Here is a 15,997-nt window from a genome sequence, read left to right as displayed (position 1 = left end):
GGCTCCAGCCGGGCGGCAAACGGGGCTTTACAGGTTTTAGAAGAAGAAGGCTGAAATCTCCTGTCGTGTTCACGGTGGGAGATTTTTAAATAAATGGATGAAAACGAAAAGGCAGATACGAAAAAAGGATGAGTGGACAAACATGCGAAAAGAAGATTGTATCATTATTGGCGGCGGCCCTTGCGGATTGGCTGCTGCAATCAGCCTGCAGGAAATCGGGAAACATCCGCTTATACTGGAAAAAGGAAATGTCGTCAATGCGATTTACCGTTATCCGACGCACCAGACTTTTTTCAGTTCAAGCGACCGGCTTGCAATTGGCGATGTGCCGTTTATTACCGAAAATTTAAAGCCGAAACGCAACCAGGCGCTTACATACTACCGCGAAGTGGCGAAACTGAAGGCCCTTCGCATCCGCCGGTTTGAAGAAGCGCTCCGTGTCGAAAAGAAACGCGGAACCTTTATCGTTACGACGACAAAAGGCCAATATGAGACGCCTTATGTGGTTATCGCAACCGGCTATTACGACAATCCGAACAGGCTGGATGTCCCAGGGGAAGATTTAAACAAAGTGTACCATTATTTTAAAGAAGCCCATCCGTTTTTTGACACCGATGTTTGCGTGATCGGCGGAAAAAACTCGGCTGTGGACGCCGCCATTGAACTTCACAAGGCGGGCGCCCGCGTGACCGTGCTATACCGCGGCGATCATTATTCCGAAAGCATTAAACCGTGGATATTGCCGGAATTTGATTCGCTTATCCGCCACGGGAAAGTGAAAATGGAATTTCAGGCGCACGTGAAAGAAATTAAAGAACAGAGCGTTGTATACGAAGCGGGCGGAGAAGTGAAAGAGATCCGGAATGATTTTGTATTTGCGATGGTCGGTTATCATCCGGATCATACGTTTTTGCGGAAAATGGGAGTGGACGTTGATCCGGAAACAGGCCGCCCGCATTACAACGAAGAGACAATGGAAACGAATGTTGAAGGGATTTTTATTGCGGGCGTGCTTGCTGCCGGAAACAATGCCAATGAGATTTTTATTGAAAACGGGCGCTTTCATGGCGGTGTAATTGCCACAGCGATCAAAAACCGGGAGGCTCTCTTGCAAAAAGGAAATTAAAGGTTTTTTCAGGGGGCAGTATTTCTTTTCCGGCTTTTTCATGTTACGATGAAAACAAATGACTTGGCACGGATCATTTGATTTTTGCAAAAAGCGAGGTTTCGATATGCTTGCCCTTTTGTCAGCCGGCATCGCCCCCGGACTTGCCCTGCTATGCTATTTTTATTTGCGGGACCAGTTTGAGCCAGAGCCGATACTTGTTGTTGCAAAAGCGTTTTTATACGGTGCGCTTGTCACGCTGCCAGTTATGTTTTTGCAGTTTATCCTCGAACGGGAGCATCTCTTTTCGGGCAGCATCTGGCATGCTTTCCTCCATTCCGCTTTGCCGGAGGAACTTTGCAAGTGGCTGTGTTTGGCCGCTATTGTGTTTTTTAACCGGGAATTTGATGAACCTTTTGACGGCATCGTTTACGGCGTCAGCGTCTCGCTCGGATTTGCCACGCTCGAAAATATTTTATCGCTTTTTTCGGGCGGCGTTGACCTGGCGTTCGGGCGTGCGCTTCTTCCTGTATCAAGCCATGCCATTTTCGGTGTCATGATGGGCTTTTATATGGGAAAATCCAGATTCTCCCCGCGCAAAAAGTGCTGGTTCCTTTTTTCTTTTATGGTGCCGGTGATCCTGCACGGTTTTTACGACTGGATCATGCTCACCCAGCAAAAATGGCTGTATTTTATGGTGCCGTTTATGATCGGGCTTTGGTGGCTCGGCCTGAAAAAAGCAAAGCAGGCGCACAGCCTTTCTGCCAAACATTTTGCGCAGGATGCGGCAGGGACACAACAATTATGATAACGGGCAAAACAACCGGATCAATCGCCGGTTGTTTTTTTATGTCTTGTATAAAATTGCCGCCTTCTCCAGAAACTACGGATAATGCTTAAAGTTTTTGGGGGGTGCGGTATGATTGAAAAAAATCGCTTAAAATACATGTTGCTGCTTTGTGCCGTATTGGCCTTGCTTTCTTTTGGCACAAGTGAGACGGCCCGGGCGTTTTCGAATCAGGTGATTCAAAAAGGAGCGGTCGGGGATGATGTGATTGAACTGCAGGCGAGGCTGCAGTACATCGGTTACTATAAAGGAACGATTGACGGGGTGTTTGGTTACAGCACTTACTGGGCTTTAAGAAATTTCCAGAAGGCATACGGAATGCCTGTTGACGGCCTCGCCGGCCCGGGCGTCAAAGCGAAACTCGTCAAAGCGTCAAAATACGATGCGGCATACGTAAAGTCCATGGTTGCAAGCGGGAAAAAATTTACGTATTACGGCGGCACAAAAAAGCAGGCACCGAAAACGGCAGCCAAAAAATCCGCCCAAACCGCAACCAATGTGCCAAACGGCTTTTCGCAAAACGATATCCGCCTTTTGTCGCAAGCGGTTTACGGGGAGGCGCGCGGCGAACCGTATGAAGGGCAGGTGGCCGTGGCGGCTGTGATCTTAAACCGTATTGACAGCCCGTCTTTTCCAAACACCATCTCTGGGGTGATTTTCGAACCGGGTGCGTTTACCTGTGTTTCTGACGGGCAAATCTGGCTTGCGCCGAATGATACGGCAAAAAAAGCCGTCCTCGATGCGATCAACGGCTGGGATCCGTCCGGCAATGCGCTGTATTATTTTAATCCGGCGACCGCAACAAGCAAGTGGATCTGGTCAAGGCCGCAAATCAAACGAATCGGCAAACATATTTTTTGCAAATAAGAGGGGGAAATGAATATGCTGAAACGGGCAATGATTGTTGTGCTTGCCCTCGGGCTTTGCGGGACTGCTGCCTGGGCATATAAAGAGCACCGTGAAAAAGAGGCGGTCTTGTTAAATGCAGAAAGCACGTATCAAAGGGCTTTTCATGACCTTGCATACAGAGTGGACCTTTTGCATGATGAAATTGGAAACACCCTCGCCATGAATTCGCGCAAGTCCCTTTCACCGGCACTGGCTGAAGTGTGGCGCCTGACATCGGAAGCGCATGCGGATGTCGGCCAGCTGCCGTTATCGCTTCTGCCTTTTCATAAAACGGAAGAATTTCTGACTGATATCGGGAATTTCAGCTACCGGACGGCGGTGCGCGATTTGGACAAAGAACCTTTATCCGATAAAGAGTATGCTTCACTGAAAAAACTGTACGGCCAGAGCGCGGATATCCAGGACCAGCTCCGGGGCGTGCAAAATAACGTTTTACAGCACAATCTCCGCTGGATGGACGTGGAACGCGCCCTTGCCCAAGGAAAAGAAACGAAGGATAACACGATCATCGACGGCTTTAAGACGGTCGAAAGGACGGTCAAAGGCTATGACAATGCTGATTTGAACAGCCCGTCTTTTACGAGTTTCCAAAACCGCGATGACCATTATGAGCACCTGGAAGGAAAAATGATCAGCAAAAACCAGGCGGTCGCCACTGTAAAACAATACGCCGGAGTCAAAACGGCCCGAAAGGCGGAAGCCAAGCCAAATCAAAAAGGCGCCCGTTTTTCTTTTTATACTGTCCGTTTAAAAGACAAAAACGGCCATGAAACAACCGCGGATGTTACGCGGAAAGGGGGATACCCGGTCTGGTTTTTCAACAAGCGCCCAGTGGGGAAGCAAAAAATCAGTTTAAACGGGGCCCAAAAGAAAGCGGCGGATTTTTTAAACCGGCATCATTTTGAGAAAATGGACATGTTTGAAAGCACGCAATATGACAATGTCGGTGTTTTTTCTTTCGCTGCGAAACAGGGGAATGTCCGCATTTATCCGGAAACGGTCAAATTAAAAGTGGCGCTTGACAACGGCCAGGTGATCGGGTTTGTGGCAGATGATTTTCTGAAAAGCCATCAAAAAAGGGATATTCCAAAGCCCGCCATCAGTGAAAAAGAAGCAAGAGCCCGTGTGAACCCGAAGCTTGACATTATGGAAAGCCGCCTTGCGATTATGACCGGCGACATGAACCGGGAAGTGCTTTGTTATGAATTTCTCGGCGTGTTGCATGATGAAACGTACCGGATCTATATCAACGCGGAAAACGGCAACGAAGAAAAAGTGGAAAAGCTGAAAAACACGGAAAGAGCATACGGCAAGTCCATATGAGCATTGCCCGGCATACAAGCCGGGCCTTTTGGCAAAAAATGAAATGAAACGCGAAAAAAGAATACAAAACTGCCCAGCCTGTGTCATAATAAGATTGGAATCTATAAAAGGGGTTTGGGAAGATGTTAAAAGTCGGGCTGGAACTCACACTGGAAGATAAAGATACAGGTAAAAGATATAGATGTAAAATTGCGGATATAAAAGAGGATAAAATTTATATTGATTACCCGATCGACCTGGAAACAAACCGGACCGTATTTTTGCTGATTGGCCAGGGGCTGCTCGTTGATTTCGTTTCGGACGGCCAGATTCCTTACCGGTTTTCATCAAAAGTCACCGGCAGGGAACTCGGCAATATCCCGATGCTTATTTTATCCGCACCGGAGCCGGAAGATGTGCGCAAGATCCAGCGGCGGCAATATGTCAGGGTAGATGCCGCGCTCGATATTGCCCTCACCTTTCCGGAATCCAATTTGAAAACAACGGCAGTTACAAAAGACATCAGTTCGGGCGGCTGCGCCGTCTACTTGCCTCGCAATATCCGCCCGGGGGAGCATGAAACAGGAAAAGCGCTTCTTGTCCTGCCACTAAAAGAAGGCTACCAGTACTTGCAGCTTCTTTTTTCCGTCGTCAGGCTGTTTGAAACCGGCGGAAAAACGGGGGCCTCGCTCCAGTTTAAAGATACAAGCGCAAAAGAGAGGCAGTATATCCTGCGTTTTTGCTTCGAGCAGCAGCTTTTGCTCCGTAAAAAGGGGCTTCCCGGATAAAACTTGCATTTCATGGATAGGAGGATTCACCATTTTATGGTACACTATAAAGAGGGTGTATCCTTTTATCTACTCAAAAAACGGGTATATGCAACAAGAGAGAATAGGGTGAAATCGTTGTATGAAAAAAATCAATATTGCCATCGACGGTCCTGCTGCTGCAGGGAAAAGCACGGCGGCGAAAAAAGTTGCCGAGCAGTTGCAATATATTTACATTGATACAGGCGCAATGTACCGGTCGCTTACTTATAAAGCGCTGCAGTACGGAACGGACCTTGAAGACGGCAATGCGCTTGCCAAACTTTTGTACAAGACAAATATCCGCCTGGAGCCGGGGGAAAACGGCCAGATTGTTTTTGTCGACGGTGAAGACGTAACCGGCAAGATCAGGGAAAGGGAAGTGACGAGAGCAGTTTCAGCTGTTTCAAAGCATGCCGTTGTCCGTGAAGAAATGGTCAAGCGGCAGCGGATGCTCGCCCGTGGCGGCGGCGTTGTCATGGACGGCCGGGATATCGGGACAAAAGTATTGCCGGATGCCGAATTGAAGATTTTTTTGCTGGCCAGCGCCGATGAGCGCGCAAAGCGGCGCCATGCCGAAAATGTTGCAAAAGGGATCCCTTCAGACCTCAGCCGTTTAAAACAGGAGATTGAGGAAAGGGACAGGCTGGATTCCGAACGGGAAGTTTCACCGCTCTCTAAAGCGGCGGACGCCGTAGAACTGGACACGACAAGCATGGACATTGATGAAGTTGCCGGAAAGATTCTTGCGATGGCAAAAGAAAAAATCACCCAGCAGCAATCGGCTTCTTTACTTGACAAAAAGTAAAAGATGTTAGAAATTTGATAGGAAAGCGTTTCTTTTTGAATTATACGAATTAATTTGAAAAGAACGGGTATATTCAATGGTAGTTGAAGCGCCGGATAAGGAGGAAGTACATATGCCAGACGAAATGAATGAAATAGAAGTACGGTCCCTTTCTGTAGGGGATAAAGTGAAAGCATCGGTTGTCAAAGTGGAGGAAAAGCAAGTGCTCGTTTCCATTGAAGGCAGCAAAGTGGACGGGATTATTCCGATCAGCGAGCTTTCCAATCTCCATATTGAAACCGCATCAGATGCCGTGAAAGAAGGGGACGAGCTGAATCTCGTCGTTACGAAAGTGGAAGAAGACGCCGTCATTCTTTCCAAACGGAAATATGATGCTGAAAAAGCATGGGATGAGCTGAAGGAAAAATTTGAAAACCAGGAAATCATCGAAGCGGAAGTTAATGAAGTGGTAAAAGGCGGCCTTGTTGTCGATTTGGGCGTCCGCGGCTTTGTCCCTGCATCGCTTGTCGAGGACCACTTTGTTGAAGACTTCTCCGACTATAAAGGGAAAACATTGCCCTTTTTGATCGTTGAACTGGACGAGGACAAAAACCGGTTGATTTTATCACACCGGGCTGTGGTGGAAAAAGAAAAAGAAGAAAAACGCCAGGATATTCTTGACCATCTCGAAGCAGGCCAGGTGCTGGAAGGGACCGTGCAAAGGCTGACGAATTTCGGCGCTTTTGTCGATATCGGCGGAATTGACGGCCTTGTCCATATTTCCCAGCTTGCGCATGAACGGGTGGAAACGCCGTCCGATGTCGTCAAAGAAGGGGAAAAGGTCAAAGTGAAAGTGTTGTCGGTGGACCGGGACAACGGGCGGATTTCCTTGTCCATCAAGGATACACTTCCGGGCCCCTGGGAAGGCATTGAACAGAAAGCACAGAAGGGGACTGTCCTTACCGGGACGGTAAAACGCTTGGTTTCGTTCGGGGCATTTGTGGAAGTATTCCCGGGCGTTGAAGGGCTTGTCCATATTTCACAAATTTCCCATAAGCATGTGTCCACCCCTCATGAAGTGTTAAGGGAAGGTCAGGAAGTGCAGGTGAAAGTGCTCGATGTCAACGAACAGGCGCACCGCTTGTCCTTAAGCATGAAAGAACTGGAACAGGCTGATACAGCAGCTTCTGATTATGACCTTCCAGAAGAAAATACCGGGTTCCAGCTTGGGGATATGATCGGGGACCAGTTGAAGAAATTTAAGCAGTAAAAAAGCCCGTCCGGTTGGAATGAAAAAGCTGAGAGGCGCCCGTGTAGCCGGTGCCGCTCAGCTTTTTTGCGCTTTGTCTTGCCTATTAACCGCTCATTTTACTGCCGTTTGCGTGCTTCATCAGCGCTTTCAAGGCGGGTTGCCCCTCCGTAGTGGAGCGCCTGGTCACGGTCGCTTTCCACACGCCCGCTTTGGCGTAGTTTTTTCTCCTGGCGGTCTTTTCCCATTGCCCATTCACCCCCGTTTGTAGTATGCCTGAAAAAAGCGAAAAACTTGCGGTTAACCCGGTGCAATCTTTCCCATAATGGAGATAAAGGAGGGTGCACCGTGGAAGGAGCATTTTTTTTGGGGGTGATGTGGGCGGTATGGATTTGGGCGACATTTTTGCTGGACAGGCATCACCGTTTACGGTTTCCGGCAGCACTGGTTGCTTTGCTGCTCGTGATCAGCTTTCCGCATCAAGCGGCGGTGGGCCGTCTCGATATCAGTTGGGCGCTCATCGTCATCATGGCTGCCGGTTATGGGTACTTCGGCAAATTTTCGAAATGGGCGCTTTTGGCCCGGCTCGCCGGCGTCTTTATCGTGATGGCAGGCTATGCAGGCCTGTTGTTATTTGAACTGTACGATCCGGTCTGGATGTTTGCCTGGCGTACCATTTGCTACAGCCTGTTTTTGTTTATCCTTGTCCATTTGCTTTTTCGTTCAAAAATGGATGCCGTTGCCGCCGCACTGACCGGTACGGCACAAGGGGAAATTCTGTATGCACTGGTGCTTGCAAAATGGGATTTCCATGTTACGGCAGGCTCTGCGGCATATCTCGATATCGCCGGGCTTTTTCTCCTCTATGCGTACGGCTGGCATATCATGGATGCCGCCTTGAATCTCATATCAGAAAAAGCAGCAAAAAAGGAAAGGCCGGGATGATTTGTGGGATATTGCCTGAACAAGAAAATATTGATAAACTACTAAAGTTGATTTGTTTTGCGAAAACGGAACAGAAAGGGTGAATCGTATGGCAAAACCGGTTGTGGCAATTGTCGGACGCCCGAATGTAGGCAAATCTACCATTTTTAACCGAATTGTAGGAGAGCGGGTTTCTATTGTGGAAGATGTTCCGGGAGTGACAAGAGACCGTATATACAGTCCGGCAGAATGGCTGACACACGAATTTAACGTGATTGATACAGGCGGCATTGATATCGGGGATGAACCGTTTCTCGAGCAGATCCGGCAGCAGGCTGAAATCGCCATCCAGGAAGCGGATGTGATCATTTTTATTACAAGCGGTAGAGAAGGCGTGACTTCTGCGGATGAAATGGTCGCCAAAATATTGTACCGGTCAAAAAAGCCGGTCGTTCTGGCAGTGAACAAGGTTGACAATCCCGAGATGCGCACCCAGATTTATGATTTTTACGCCCTCGGTTTTGGCGATCCTTTCCCGATATCCGGCGCGCACGGCCTCGGCCTTGGCGACCTGCTCGATGCAGTTGTCAAACATTTTCCTGAGAAAGCGGACGAGGAGTACGGGGAAGATGTCATTAAATTTTGTTTTATCGGGAGGCCGAACGTCGGAAAATCTTCCCTGTTCAATGCGATTCTCGGTGAAGAGCGCGTCATTGTCAGTGAAATAGAGGGAACGACGAGAGACGCGGTGGATACCGTCTATACTTATGAAGGCCAAACTTATGTTATGATTGATACAGCAGGGATGCGCAAAAAAGGAAAAGTGTATGAAAACACGGAAAAATACAGTGTGCTGCGCGCATTGAGGGCCATTGAGCGTTCCGATGTCGTCTGTGTTGTTTTAAACGGCGAGGAAGGGATCCGGGAACAGGATAAGCGGATTGCCGGCTACGCCCATGAAGCGGGCCGCGGCGTGATCATTGTGGTAAACAAATGGGATGCCGTTCAAAAAGATGAAAAAACAATGGATCAGTTTACGCAGAAAATCCGGGACCATTTCCAGTTTCTTGATTATGCGCCGGTCATTTACGTGTCGGCAAAAACAAAAAAGAGGCTGGACCAGCTGTTCCCGCTGCTTAAGACGGTCAGCGAGAACCATGCGATGCGCGTGAAGTCCAGCGTGCTGAATGAAGTCATAACAGATGCGGTTGCGATGAATCCGACGCCGACAGACAAAGGGCGGCGGCTGAAAATCTTTTATGCGACGCAAGTCTCCGTCAAACCGCCGACGATCGTTGTGTTTGTCAATGATCCCGAATTGATGCATTTTTCGTACGAACGGTTTTTGGAAAACCGGATCCGTGATGCGTTTGGTTTTACCGGAACGCCGATCCATATCATCGCCCGTGCGCGTAAATAAATATAAAGAGGGTGTTTTATTTGTCCAAAAAAACGATCGCAGTGCTCGGCGCGGGGAGCTGGGGCACTGCCTTGTCGATTGTTTTGGCTGATAACGGCTTTAAGGTCAGGTTGTGGGGAAACAAAAAAGGCCAGATCGATGAAATCAATACATCCCATACAAACGCGTTTTATTTGCCGGGCATCAAGCTGCAACCCGCAATTACCGGCACCTTTTCACTTGAAGAAGCGTTAAACGGCATTGATACCGCTGTACTGGCGGTCCCTACAAAAGCGGTGCGCGATGTATGCAGGCAAGTGAAAGCGGTGCGGAAAAGCCCGCTTTCCATCATCCATGTCACCAAAGGGATTGAACCGGGTTCCCTGATGCGCATTTCGGAAATGATTGAAGAAGAAATTCCGGAATCGTTGCTGCGGGATCTGACGGTTTTATCGGGGCCGAGCCATGCTGAAGAAGTCAGCCTGCGCCACCCGACAACCGTAACCGTTTCATCGAAAAAAATGGCAGCTGCCAAAAAAGCACAGGACATTTTTATGAACTCGAATTTCCGCGTCTATACGAATCCCGACATCATTGGCGTCGAATTGGGCGGTTCCCTGAAAAATATTATTGCACTTGCAGCCGGCATTTCGGACGGCCTCGGCTATGGGGACAATGCGAAAGCCGCTTTAATAACGAGAGGGCTTGCGGAAATCGCCCGGCTCGGCACGAAAATGGGCGCAAATCCGCTGACATTTTTAGGGCTTGCCGGGATTGGCGACCTGATCGTGACTTGCACGAGCGTTCACTCGCGGAACTGGCGGGCCGGCAATATGCTCGGCAAAGGCAAAAAGCTCGATGATGTGCTGGAACAGATGGGAATGGTCGTGGAAGGCGTCCGGACAACAAAGGCGGCGTACCAGCTCTCCAGCCGGTACGAAGTCAAAATGCCGATTACCGATGCCCTTTACCATGTCTTATTTGAAGGACTTGACCCGAAAGAAGCAGTCGACAATTTAATGGGCCGGCTGAAAAAACATGAAATGGAAGGTTTGATGGATGTGCTGGGGGAACAGTACTAGCTTTCCTTGGCAAAAAAGTCCCGGTAGGCTTTCGGATGATACCGGACGGAGGCATGCTGCATAAACTGCAAGGAAAAAGAATTCGCTTTAAACTGCGCAGGCTGGGTATAGTCAACCTTTTCTCCGGGGCAGACGTTTGCCCCGGCCTTTTTTTATGCCATAAATTGAAACATTTCAAGAGCTTATGATATAATGTCCGAAGTCCGAAAGGTTTACGAATTTTACAAGGGAGAAAGGGGAGATTGTTTTGTCCCGGGGGATGGCGAATATGTGGATTTCGCTTTTCGGCATGGGCCTGCTCTGTTTGGCGATGGTATTGATTCTTGCCAGCAGATATAGGCTGAAACAAAAACTGTTCAAATGGGCGGCTGCTGTGATTGCGTATGCCTGCCTGGCGCTGGGCGGCCTGATTATGGCTTATATCGTGCTGAGCGGGCCGGCAAATTAACCGGAGGGGGAGATCATTTTGCGCTTCAAAAATATGCTGCTGCTTCTGACCGTTTTCTCCTGCATCAGTTTAGGCGGCTGCCTTTATCCGGGGGCACAGGAAAAAGAAAGCAGGCTGCCGGATGACATGCAGCTTCAAATGGTGCAAAAAGCGGTAGATGCATACCGGAAAGACAACGGCGGCCTGCTCCCGATCAAGACAAAGCCGCAAAATACGCCGGTTTACGTAAAATACCCGATTGATTTCAATAAACTGAAAAGCCCGAAAAACTACCTGCCCGATCCGCCGGCAAATGCGTATGACAACGGCGGCACCCTGCAGTATGTGCTGCTTGATCCGGAACATCATCCGGTGGTAAAAGTGTTTGATACGAGAATACCCGATAAAATAAGAGACTTGCAAATCCGGATTGCGTCCCAGGGCTATCCGCCGTTTAAAAAAGAGATTGCAAGAAATGTATACGCTTTAGATTTTAAAAAGCTTGGTTACAAAACAGATCCGTACGTGGTGTCACCGTATACCGGCCGGAAACTGCCGCTTGTCATTACCGGCAGAGGCGGCATTTATGTCGATTACCGGGCTGATCTGGCAAAAGCGCTCAAAACGGGCAAGCGGGCGTTTAAACCCGGGGAAGATATCCGCGTGCTGTTAACCGAAGGCTCTCCGTTTGTACCGGCTTATTCCCTTCCCTGTACCGTAAATCAAAAAAATGAACCGGTATTTATGGCAAAATAGTCATAACCCTTTCTCATCCCAATATATTGTTAGAGAAAGGGTTTATTTTTTAGGTCCCGCGTCTTTTCGCAAGGAAAAATTTTGAAAAAATAAACAGGAGGCAAATCCTGTACAGCGACTTTTTGAAAATCTATAAAAAAATCATTTTATAGACATAAGGCGGTCGGACAACATCATACACATATAATGTCTTATCATCAGCGCGAATGATGGTGTCCCGGGAACGAATGTGGGGAGGGAAACAAATTGGAAAAAGTTGATATTTTTAAAGATATTGCAGAACGTACGGGCGGCGATATTTATTTGGGGGTCGTGGGCGCCGTCAGAACGGGGAAATCCACTTTTATTAAAAAATTCATGGAACTCGTTGTGCTTCCGAACATTACAAACGAAGCGGACAGAAACCGGGCGCAGGACGAACTCCCGCAAAGCGCGGCCGGGAAAACGATTATGACGACAGAACCGAAATTTGTGCCGAACCAGGCGGTTGCTGTCCATGTCGATGAAGGGCTTGATGTGAATATCCGGCTTGTCGACTGTGTCGGCTACACGGTTCCGGGCGCGAAAGGATATGAAGATGAAAACGGCCCGCGCATGATCCATACGCCGTGGTATGAAGAACCGATTTCCTTCCACGAAGCGGCGGAAATCGGCACGAGAAAGGTCATTCAGGAACATTCAAGCATCGGGGTTGTGATCACAACAGACGGCACGATCGGCGAAATTCCGCGTGAGGATTACGTGGAAGCGGAGGAAAGGGTTGTTGCCGAGTTAAAAGAAGTCGGAAAACCGTTTATCATTGTTGTCAATTCGGCAAAGCCGCACCATCCGGAGACGGAAATACTGAGGACGGAATTGCAGGAAAAATATGATCTTCCGGTGCTCGCCATGTCAGTGGAAAGCATGCGTGAAGCCGATGTGCTGAATGTGCTGCGTGAAGCGCTGTACGAATTTCCGGTACTGGAAGTCAATGTGAACCTGCCGAGCTGGGTGATGGTGTTAAAAGAAAACCACTGGCTGCGTGAAAATTATCAGGACGCCGTGAAAGAGTCGGTAAAAGACATTAAGCGGCTGCGCGATGTGGACCGCGTTGTCCAGGCTTTTAACGAATATGAGTTTATTGAATCTGCAAGCCTTGCCGGCATTGAAATGGGGCAAGGGGTGGCGGAAATCGACCTCGAGGCGCCGGATGAACTGTACGATCAGGTTTTAAAGGAAATCGTCGGCGTTGAAATCCGCGGCAAGGATCATCTGCTCGAGCTGATGCAGGATTTCGCCCATGCGAAATCGGAATACGATCAAATTTCCGATGCCCTAAAAATGGTGAAACAAACCGGCTATGGGATTGCCTCACCTTCCCTGCAGGATATGAGCCTGGATGAGCCGGAAATCATCCGCCAGGGATCCCGTTTCGGCGTCCGGCTGAAAGCGGTGGCGCCGTCCATCCATATGATCAAAGTCGATGTCGAATCGGAATTTGCCCCGATCATCGGGACGGAAAAGCAGAGCGAGGAGCTTGTGCGGTACCTGATGCAGGATTTTGAAGATGACCCGCTGTCCATCTGGAATTCGGATATTTTCGGGCGCAACTTAAGTTCCATTGTCAGGGAAGGCATCCAGGCAAAATTATCGCTCATGCCGGAAAATGCCCGCTATAAGTTAAAAGAAACGCTCGAACGGATCATTAACGAAGGGTCAGGCGGCCTGATCGCCATTATTTTGTAAGAGGGATACCGCGGTATCCCTTTTTTGTATCCGTGCACCCGCAAAATATGTTTTCCGCAAGTTTGAATTTTTCGGGAAAAGTACTTTAAATCCGAAAAAAAGTTGAAAAGTTTTCCTTTGTTAGCGAATAGTTCTTGCACCTCTCTTGCGATTATGATAATCTTTTAACAGAATTGGTGCTGAAAAGCCTGATTCTATCCGGTTTTAAACGTTTATGATGAGGGAAAACCGTATACACTGAAGAGAAGAAGCTGGAAATGACTTCTATGTTTCTTTTGGAGGAGGTGAATGGAATGAATAAAACGGATTTAATCAATGCAGTGGCAGAAGCTACCGAACTTTCCAAAAAGGATACGACAAAAGCAGTTGACGCTATTTTTGATACAATTCAAAATGCATTGGCAAACGGAGATAAAGTCCAACTGATCGGGTTTGGTAATTTCGAAGTGCGCGAACGCGCTGCCCGTAAAGGAAGAAACCCGCAAACCGGCGAGGAAATCGACATTGCGGCAAGCAAAGTGCCTGCATTCAAGCCGGGGAAAGCGCTTAAAGACGCAGTGAAGTAATTACATATGGTTGGCTTTGAGCGGAAAAAAGGCTGCCTGGGCAGCCTTTTTTTAATACAGCAGGGTCCAAAAAACGGAAAAAGGGAAACGTGCATACGTTTGGCGCCCGTTTTCCCGGTGCAAAAGCCTGCGAAATCCCGGCACAGCCGGGGGGAGAGCCTGAGCGCGGCGTTTCCGGCGCTTTGACTGCAAACGGCGCTGTGGTAAGATGAATATATGAAAAGCTTTTTAAACGAATAAAAAGGAGGCCCGAAAATGAAAGCAGAGGCGCAGGCGGATTATATCGTCGTGAAAGCGTTGCAGGACGGGGTGAGCGTCATTGGGCTGTCAAGGGGTACCGATACGAAGCTGAACCATACGGAAATGCTGGATGATGGCGAAGTGCTGGTCGCACAGTTTACCGAACATACTTCCATGATCAAGATTCGCGGCGAAGCGCAAATCCTGACCGGCATCGGGAATTTGCGCAGCGAAGCGAAAAAATAAACCGGAATCAATTTGTTAACGGCCATTTTACATATGTGATATAATAAACTACAGCTTATTTTTAGGCCAGATCAACGAAGAAACGGGGAAAGGGTTATGTCATACCAGAGGGAGCAGCAAATTGCCGCAATCAAACAGGCGATTGAAGAAGAAGTGGCACACGACTATCTAAATCAGTTTATTGATGCCCCATACATAGATGAAGACCGGATTCTGCTTTTGATAAGCAGCCTTGCGGGGCAGCCTTATACGGAACATGAAGTGAAGCAGTTTGTTGCGACTGCCATGCTGATCCAGATTGCCCTTGACACCCATGAAAAAGTAACCAATGCAAATGAAAATCAAAAAAGCCGCCAGCTTACCGTTCTGGCGGGGGATTATTTCAGCAGCCTTTATTACAAACTGCTTGCGGGCGTGCACAACGTCCGGCTTGTCGGCATACTGGCGGAAGGAATCAAATCCGTAAATGAATATAAAGTGAGGCTTTACCAATTTGACGATTCCGACGCGGAGACATTCGTCGGGCATTTGAAAAAAACCGAATCCGCGATTATTACAAAATTTATGCAGTTTTTCGGTTCGCAGCCGCTCATCCGCTTAAGCGAGGAACTGCTTTTGTTTAACCGGCTGCTAAGGGAAAAGGAGCAGGCCGAAAACGGGAAGCGCTCCATCCTGTTTGAAGCCCTGAACAAAATGGCTTACCCGGGTGACGGTCGCCCTTTTGACCAGCTGCCGCATGAGAAAAAGCGGAAACTGTTTTATATTTGTGAGAAGTATTTGAAAGAAAGCATCCGTGCGTTGCAGGCTGCGGCCATGTCTTGCGGAAACGAAATGCTTTCAGAGCGGATCCGCCTGCTGATGGGGCGGTATGGCGATGCAACGAGATTATATGCGGAGGAAGGGTAACCATGATGCCAAAAGAAGAGCGGGTACACGCCGTTTTCGAAAAAATTTCGCAAAACTACGACAAGATGAACTCGGTGATCAGCTTCAGCCAGCATAAGCGGTGGCGGAAAGACCTGATGCGGAAAATGGCGGTAAGAGAAGGGAGCAGCGCACTCGATCTGTGCTGCGGGACGGCGGACTGGACAATTGCCCTCGCAGAGGCAGTCGGCGAATCCGGCAGTGTGACAGGGCTCGATTTCAGTGAAAGCATGCTTGAAGTCGGGAAGCGGAAAGTGGACGCGCTCGGCTTGAAAAATGTCGCGCTCCGTTACGGAAATGCAATGGAACTGCCGTTTGAAGATGGAACGTTTGATTATGTGACGGTCGGGTTCGGGCTCAGGAATGTCCCGGACTACAAACAGGTTTTGCAGGAAATGTACAGGGTGCTGAAGCCCGGCGGCATGGCGGCCTGCCTGGAAACCTCCCAGCCGGTAATTCCCGGGTACAGGCAGCTTTATTACTTTTATTTCCGCCGGATCATGCCGCTTCTCGGACAATGGTTGGCAAAAAGCTACCGGGAATATTCCTGGCTTCAGGAATCTGCACTGCAGTTTCCTGGAATGGAAGAACTGGCGGCTGCATTTTCCGATGCGGGTTTTGGCCGGATTTTGTACAAGCCGTTTGCCGGCGGGGCCGCAGCTGCACATATTGCCTTGAAAGAGAAATGATGATCGGATGGAGA

18 protein-coding genes are annotated in these 15,997 nt (G+C 48.8%); 17 read left to right on the top strand and 1 reads right to left on the bottom strand.

Going from position 1 to position 15,997, the window contains the following annotated elements; translation table 11 throughout:
* Nucleotides 1-142 precede the first annotated feature (142 nt).
* The 7 genes from NSU00_RS08295 (at nt 143) to rpsA (ending at nt 7,026) form a co-directional block, all read left to right on the top strand.
* Entirely contained in the window at nt 143-1,126 is a 984-nt protein-coding gene (locus NSU00_RS08295) for a YpdA family putative bacillithiol disulfide reductase (protein WP_133536052.1), read from the top strand.
* Nucleotides 1,127-1,232: 106 nt separating this feature from the next.
* On the top strand, nt 1,233-1,913 hold the full coding sequence (prsW, locus tag NSU00_RS08290) for a glutamic-type intramembrane protease PrsW (protein WP_041819115.1): 681 nt from the start codon (nt 1,233-1,235) through the stop codon (nt 1,911-1,913).
* A gap of 111 nt (nt 1,914-2,024) precedes the next feature.
* On the top strand, nt 2,025-2,819 hold the full coding sequence (sleB, locus tag NSU00_RS08285; RefSeq protein ID WP_013859525.1) for a spore cortex-lytic enzyme: 795 nt from the start codon (nt 2,025-2,027) through the stop codon (nt 2,817-2,819).
* Between the two features lie 15 nt (nt 2,820-2,834).
* The gene (ypeB, locus tag NSU00_RS08280) at nt 2,835-4,184 is read left to right on the top strand and encodes a germination protein YpeB (RefSeq protein ID WP_340702675.1); all 1,350 of its coding nucleotides are present in this window, start codon (nt 2,835-2,837) and stop codon (nt 4,182-4,184) included.
* Between the two features lie 122 nt (nt 4,185-4,306).
* On the top strand, nt 4,307-4,951 hold the full coding sequence (locus tag NSU00_RS08275; RefSeq protein WP_013859523.1) for a flagellar brake protein: 645 nt from the start codon (nt 4,307-4,309) through the stop codon (nt 4,949-4,951).
* A gap of 121 nt (nt 4,952-5,072) precedes the next feature.
* Complete coding sequence (gene cmk / locus NSU00_RS08270) at nt 5,073-5,777, top strand: (d)CMP kinase (protein ID WP_017552425.1); 705 nt, start codon at nt 5,073-5,075, stop codon at nt 5,775-5,777.
* A gap of 112 nt (nt 5,778-5,889) precedes the next feature.
* Nucleotides 5,890-7,026, top strand: coding sequence for a 30S ribosomal protein S1 (gene rpsA / locus NSU00_RS08265; protein WP_013859521.1), 1,137 nt, complete (start codon nt 5,890-5,892; stop codon nt 7,024-7,026).
* 98 nt (nt 7,027-7,124) lie between these two features.
* Here the strand turns inward: rpsA and NSU00_RS08260 are convergent, their stop codons facing one another.
* The gene (locus NSU00_RS08260; RefSeq protein ID WP_013859520.1) at nt 7,125-7,253 is read right to left on the bottom strand and encodes a YpzI family protein; all 129 of its coding nucleotides are present in this window, start codon (nt 7,251-7,253) and stop codon (nt 7,125-7,127) included.
* A 100-nt stretch (nt 7,254-7,353) separates the two neighbouring features.
* Here NSU00_RS08260 and NSU00_RS08255 point away from each other — a divergent pair, with 100 nt between their 5' ends.
* The 10 genes from NSU00_RS08255 (at nt 7,354) to NSU00_RS08210 (ending at nt 15,983) form a co-directional block, all read left to right on the top strand.
* Complete coding sequence (locus NSU00_RS08255) at nt 7,354-7,950, top strand: YphA family membrane protein (protein ID WP_207368218.1); 597 nt, start codon at nt 7,354-7,356, stop codon at nt 7,948-7,950.
* 88 nt (nt 7,951-8,038) lie between these two features.
* The gene (der, locus tag NSU00_RS08250) at nt 8,039-9,349 is read left to right on the top strand and encodes a ribosome biogenesis GTPase Der (protein WP_013859518.1); all 1,311 of its coding nucleotides are present in this window, start codon (nt 8,039-8,041) and stop codon (nt 9,347-9,349) included.
* Nucleotides 9,350-9,369: 20 nt separating this feature from the next.
* Nucleotides 9,370-10,410 (top strand): NAD(P)H-dependent glycerol-3-phosphate dehydrogenase, encoded by a 1,041-nt coding sequence (locus NSU00_RS08245; protein ID WP_340703594.1) that lies wholly within the window; start codon nt 9,370-9,372, stop codon nt 10,408-10,410.
* Between the two features lie 259 nt (nt 10,411-10,669).
* Nucleotides 10,670-10,858: a DUF2768 domain-containing protein gene (locus NSU00_RS08240; RefSeq protein WP_235920050.1), complete on the top strand. Its 189-nt coding sequence runs from the start codon at nt 10,670-10,672 to the stop codon at nt 10,856-10,858.
* A gap of 18 nt (nt 10,859-10,876) precedes the next feature.
* A complete protein-coding gene (locus tag NSU00_RS08235) occupies nt 10,877-11,593 on the top strand; it encodes a hypothetical protein (RefSeq protein ID WP_013859515.1) in 717 nt (238 codons plus the stop codon).
* A 246-nt stretch (nt 11,594-11,839) separates the two neighbouring features.
* Nucleotides 11,840-13,318: a stage IV sporulation protein A gene (gene spoIVA, locus NSU00_RS08230; RefSeq protein ID WP_013859514.1), complete on the top strand. Its 1,479-nt coding sequence runs from the start codon at nt 11,840-11,842 to the stop codon at nt 13,316-13,318.
* 293 nt (nt 13,319-13,611) lie between these two features.
* Nucleotides 13,612-13,884: an HU family DNA-binding protein gene (locus NSU00_RS08225; RefSeq protein ID WP_013859513.1), complete on the top strand. Its 273-nt coding sequence runs from the start codon at nt 13,612-13,614 to the stop codon at nt 13,882-13,884.
* A 255-nt stretch (nt 13,885-14,139) separates the two neighbouring features.
* The gene (gene mtrB, locus NSU00_RS08220) at nt 14,140-14,370 is read left to right on the top strand and encodes a trp RNA-binding attenuation protein MtrB (protein ID WP_013859512.1); all 231 of its coding nucleotides are present in this window, start codon (nt 14,140-14,142) and stop codon (nt 14,368-14,370) included.
* 96 nt (nt 14,371-14,466) lie between these two features.
* Nucleotides 14,467-15,276, top strand: a complete 810-nt coding sequence (locus NSU00_RS08215) for a heptaprenyl diphosphate synthase component 1 (protein ID WP_340703593.1) — start codon at nt 14,467-14,469, stop codon at nt 15,274-15,276.
* A gap of 2 nt (nt 15,277-15,278) precedes the next feature.
* Complete coding sequence (locus NSU00_RS08210; protein ID WP_340703592.1) at nt 15,279-15,983, top strand: demethylmenaquinone methyltransferase; 705 nt, start codon at nt 15,279-15,281, stop codon at nt 15,981-15,983.
* Nucleotides 15,984-15,997: the final 14 nt, after the last annotated feature.

The sequence above is a fragment of the Weizmannia sp. FSL W8-0401 genome (genome assembly GCF_038009125.1).
Taxonomy (GTDB): domain Bacteria; phylum Bacillota; class Bacilli; order Bacillales; family Bacillaceae_C; genus Weizmannia; species Weizmannia coagulans.
The sequence above is the reverse complement of the archived record's forward strand: the minus strand, read 5'-3'. Positions and strand labels throughout refer to the sequence as shown.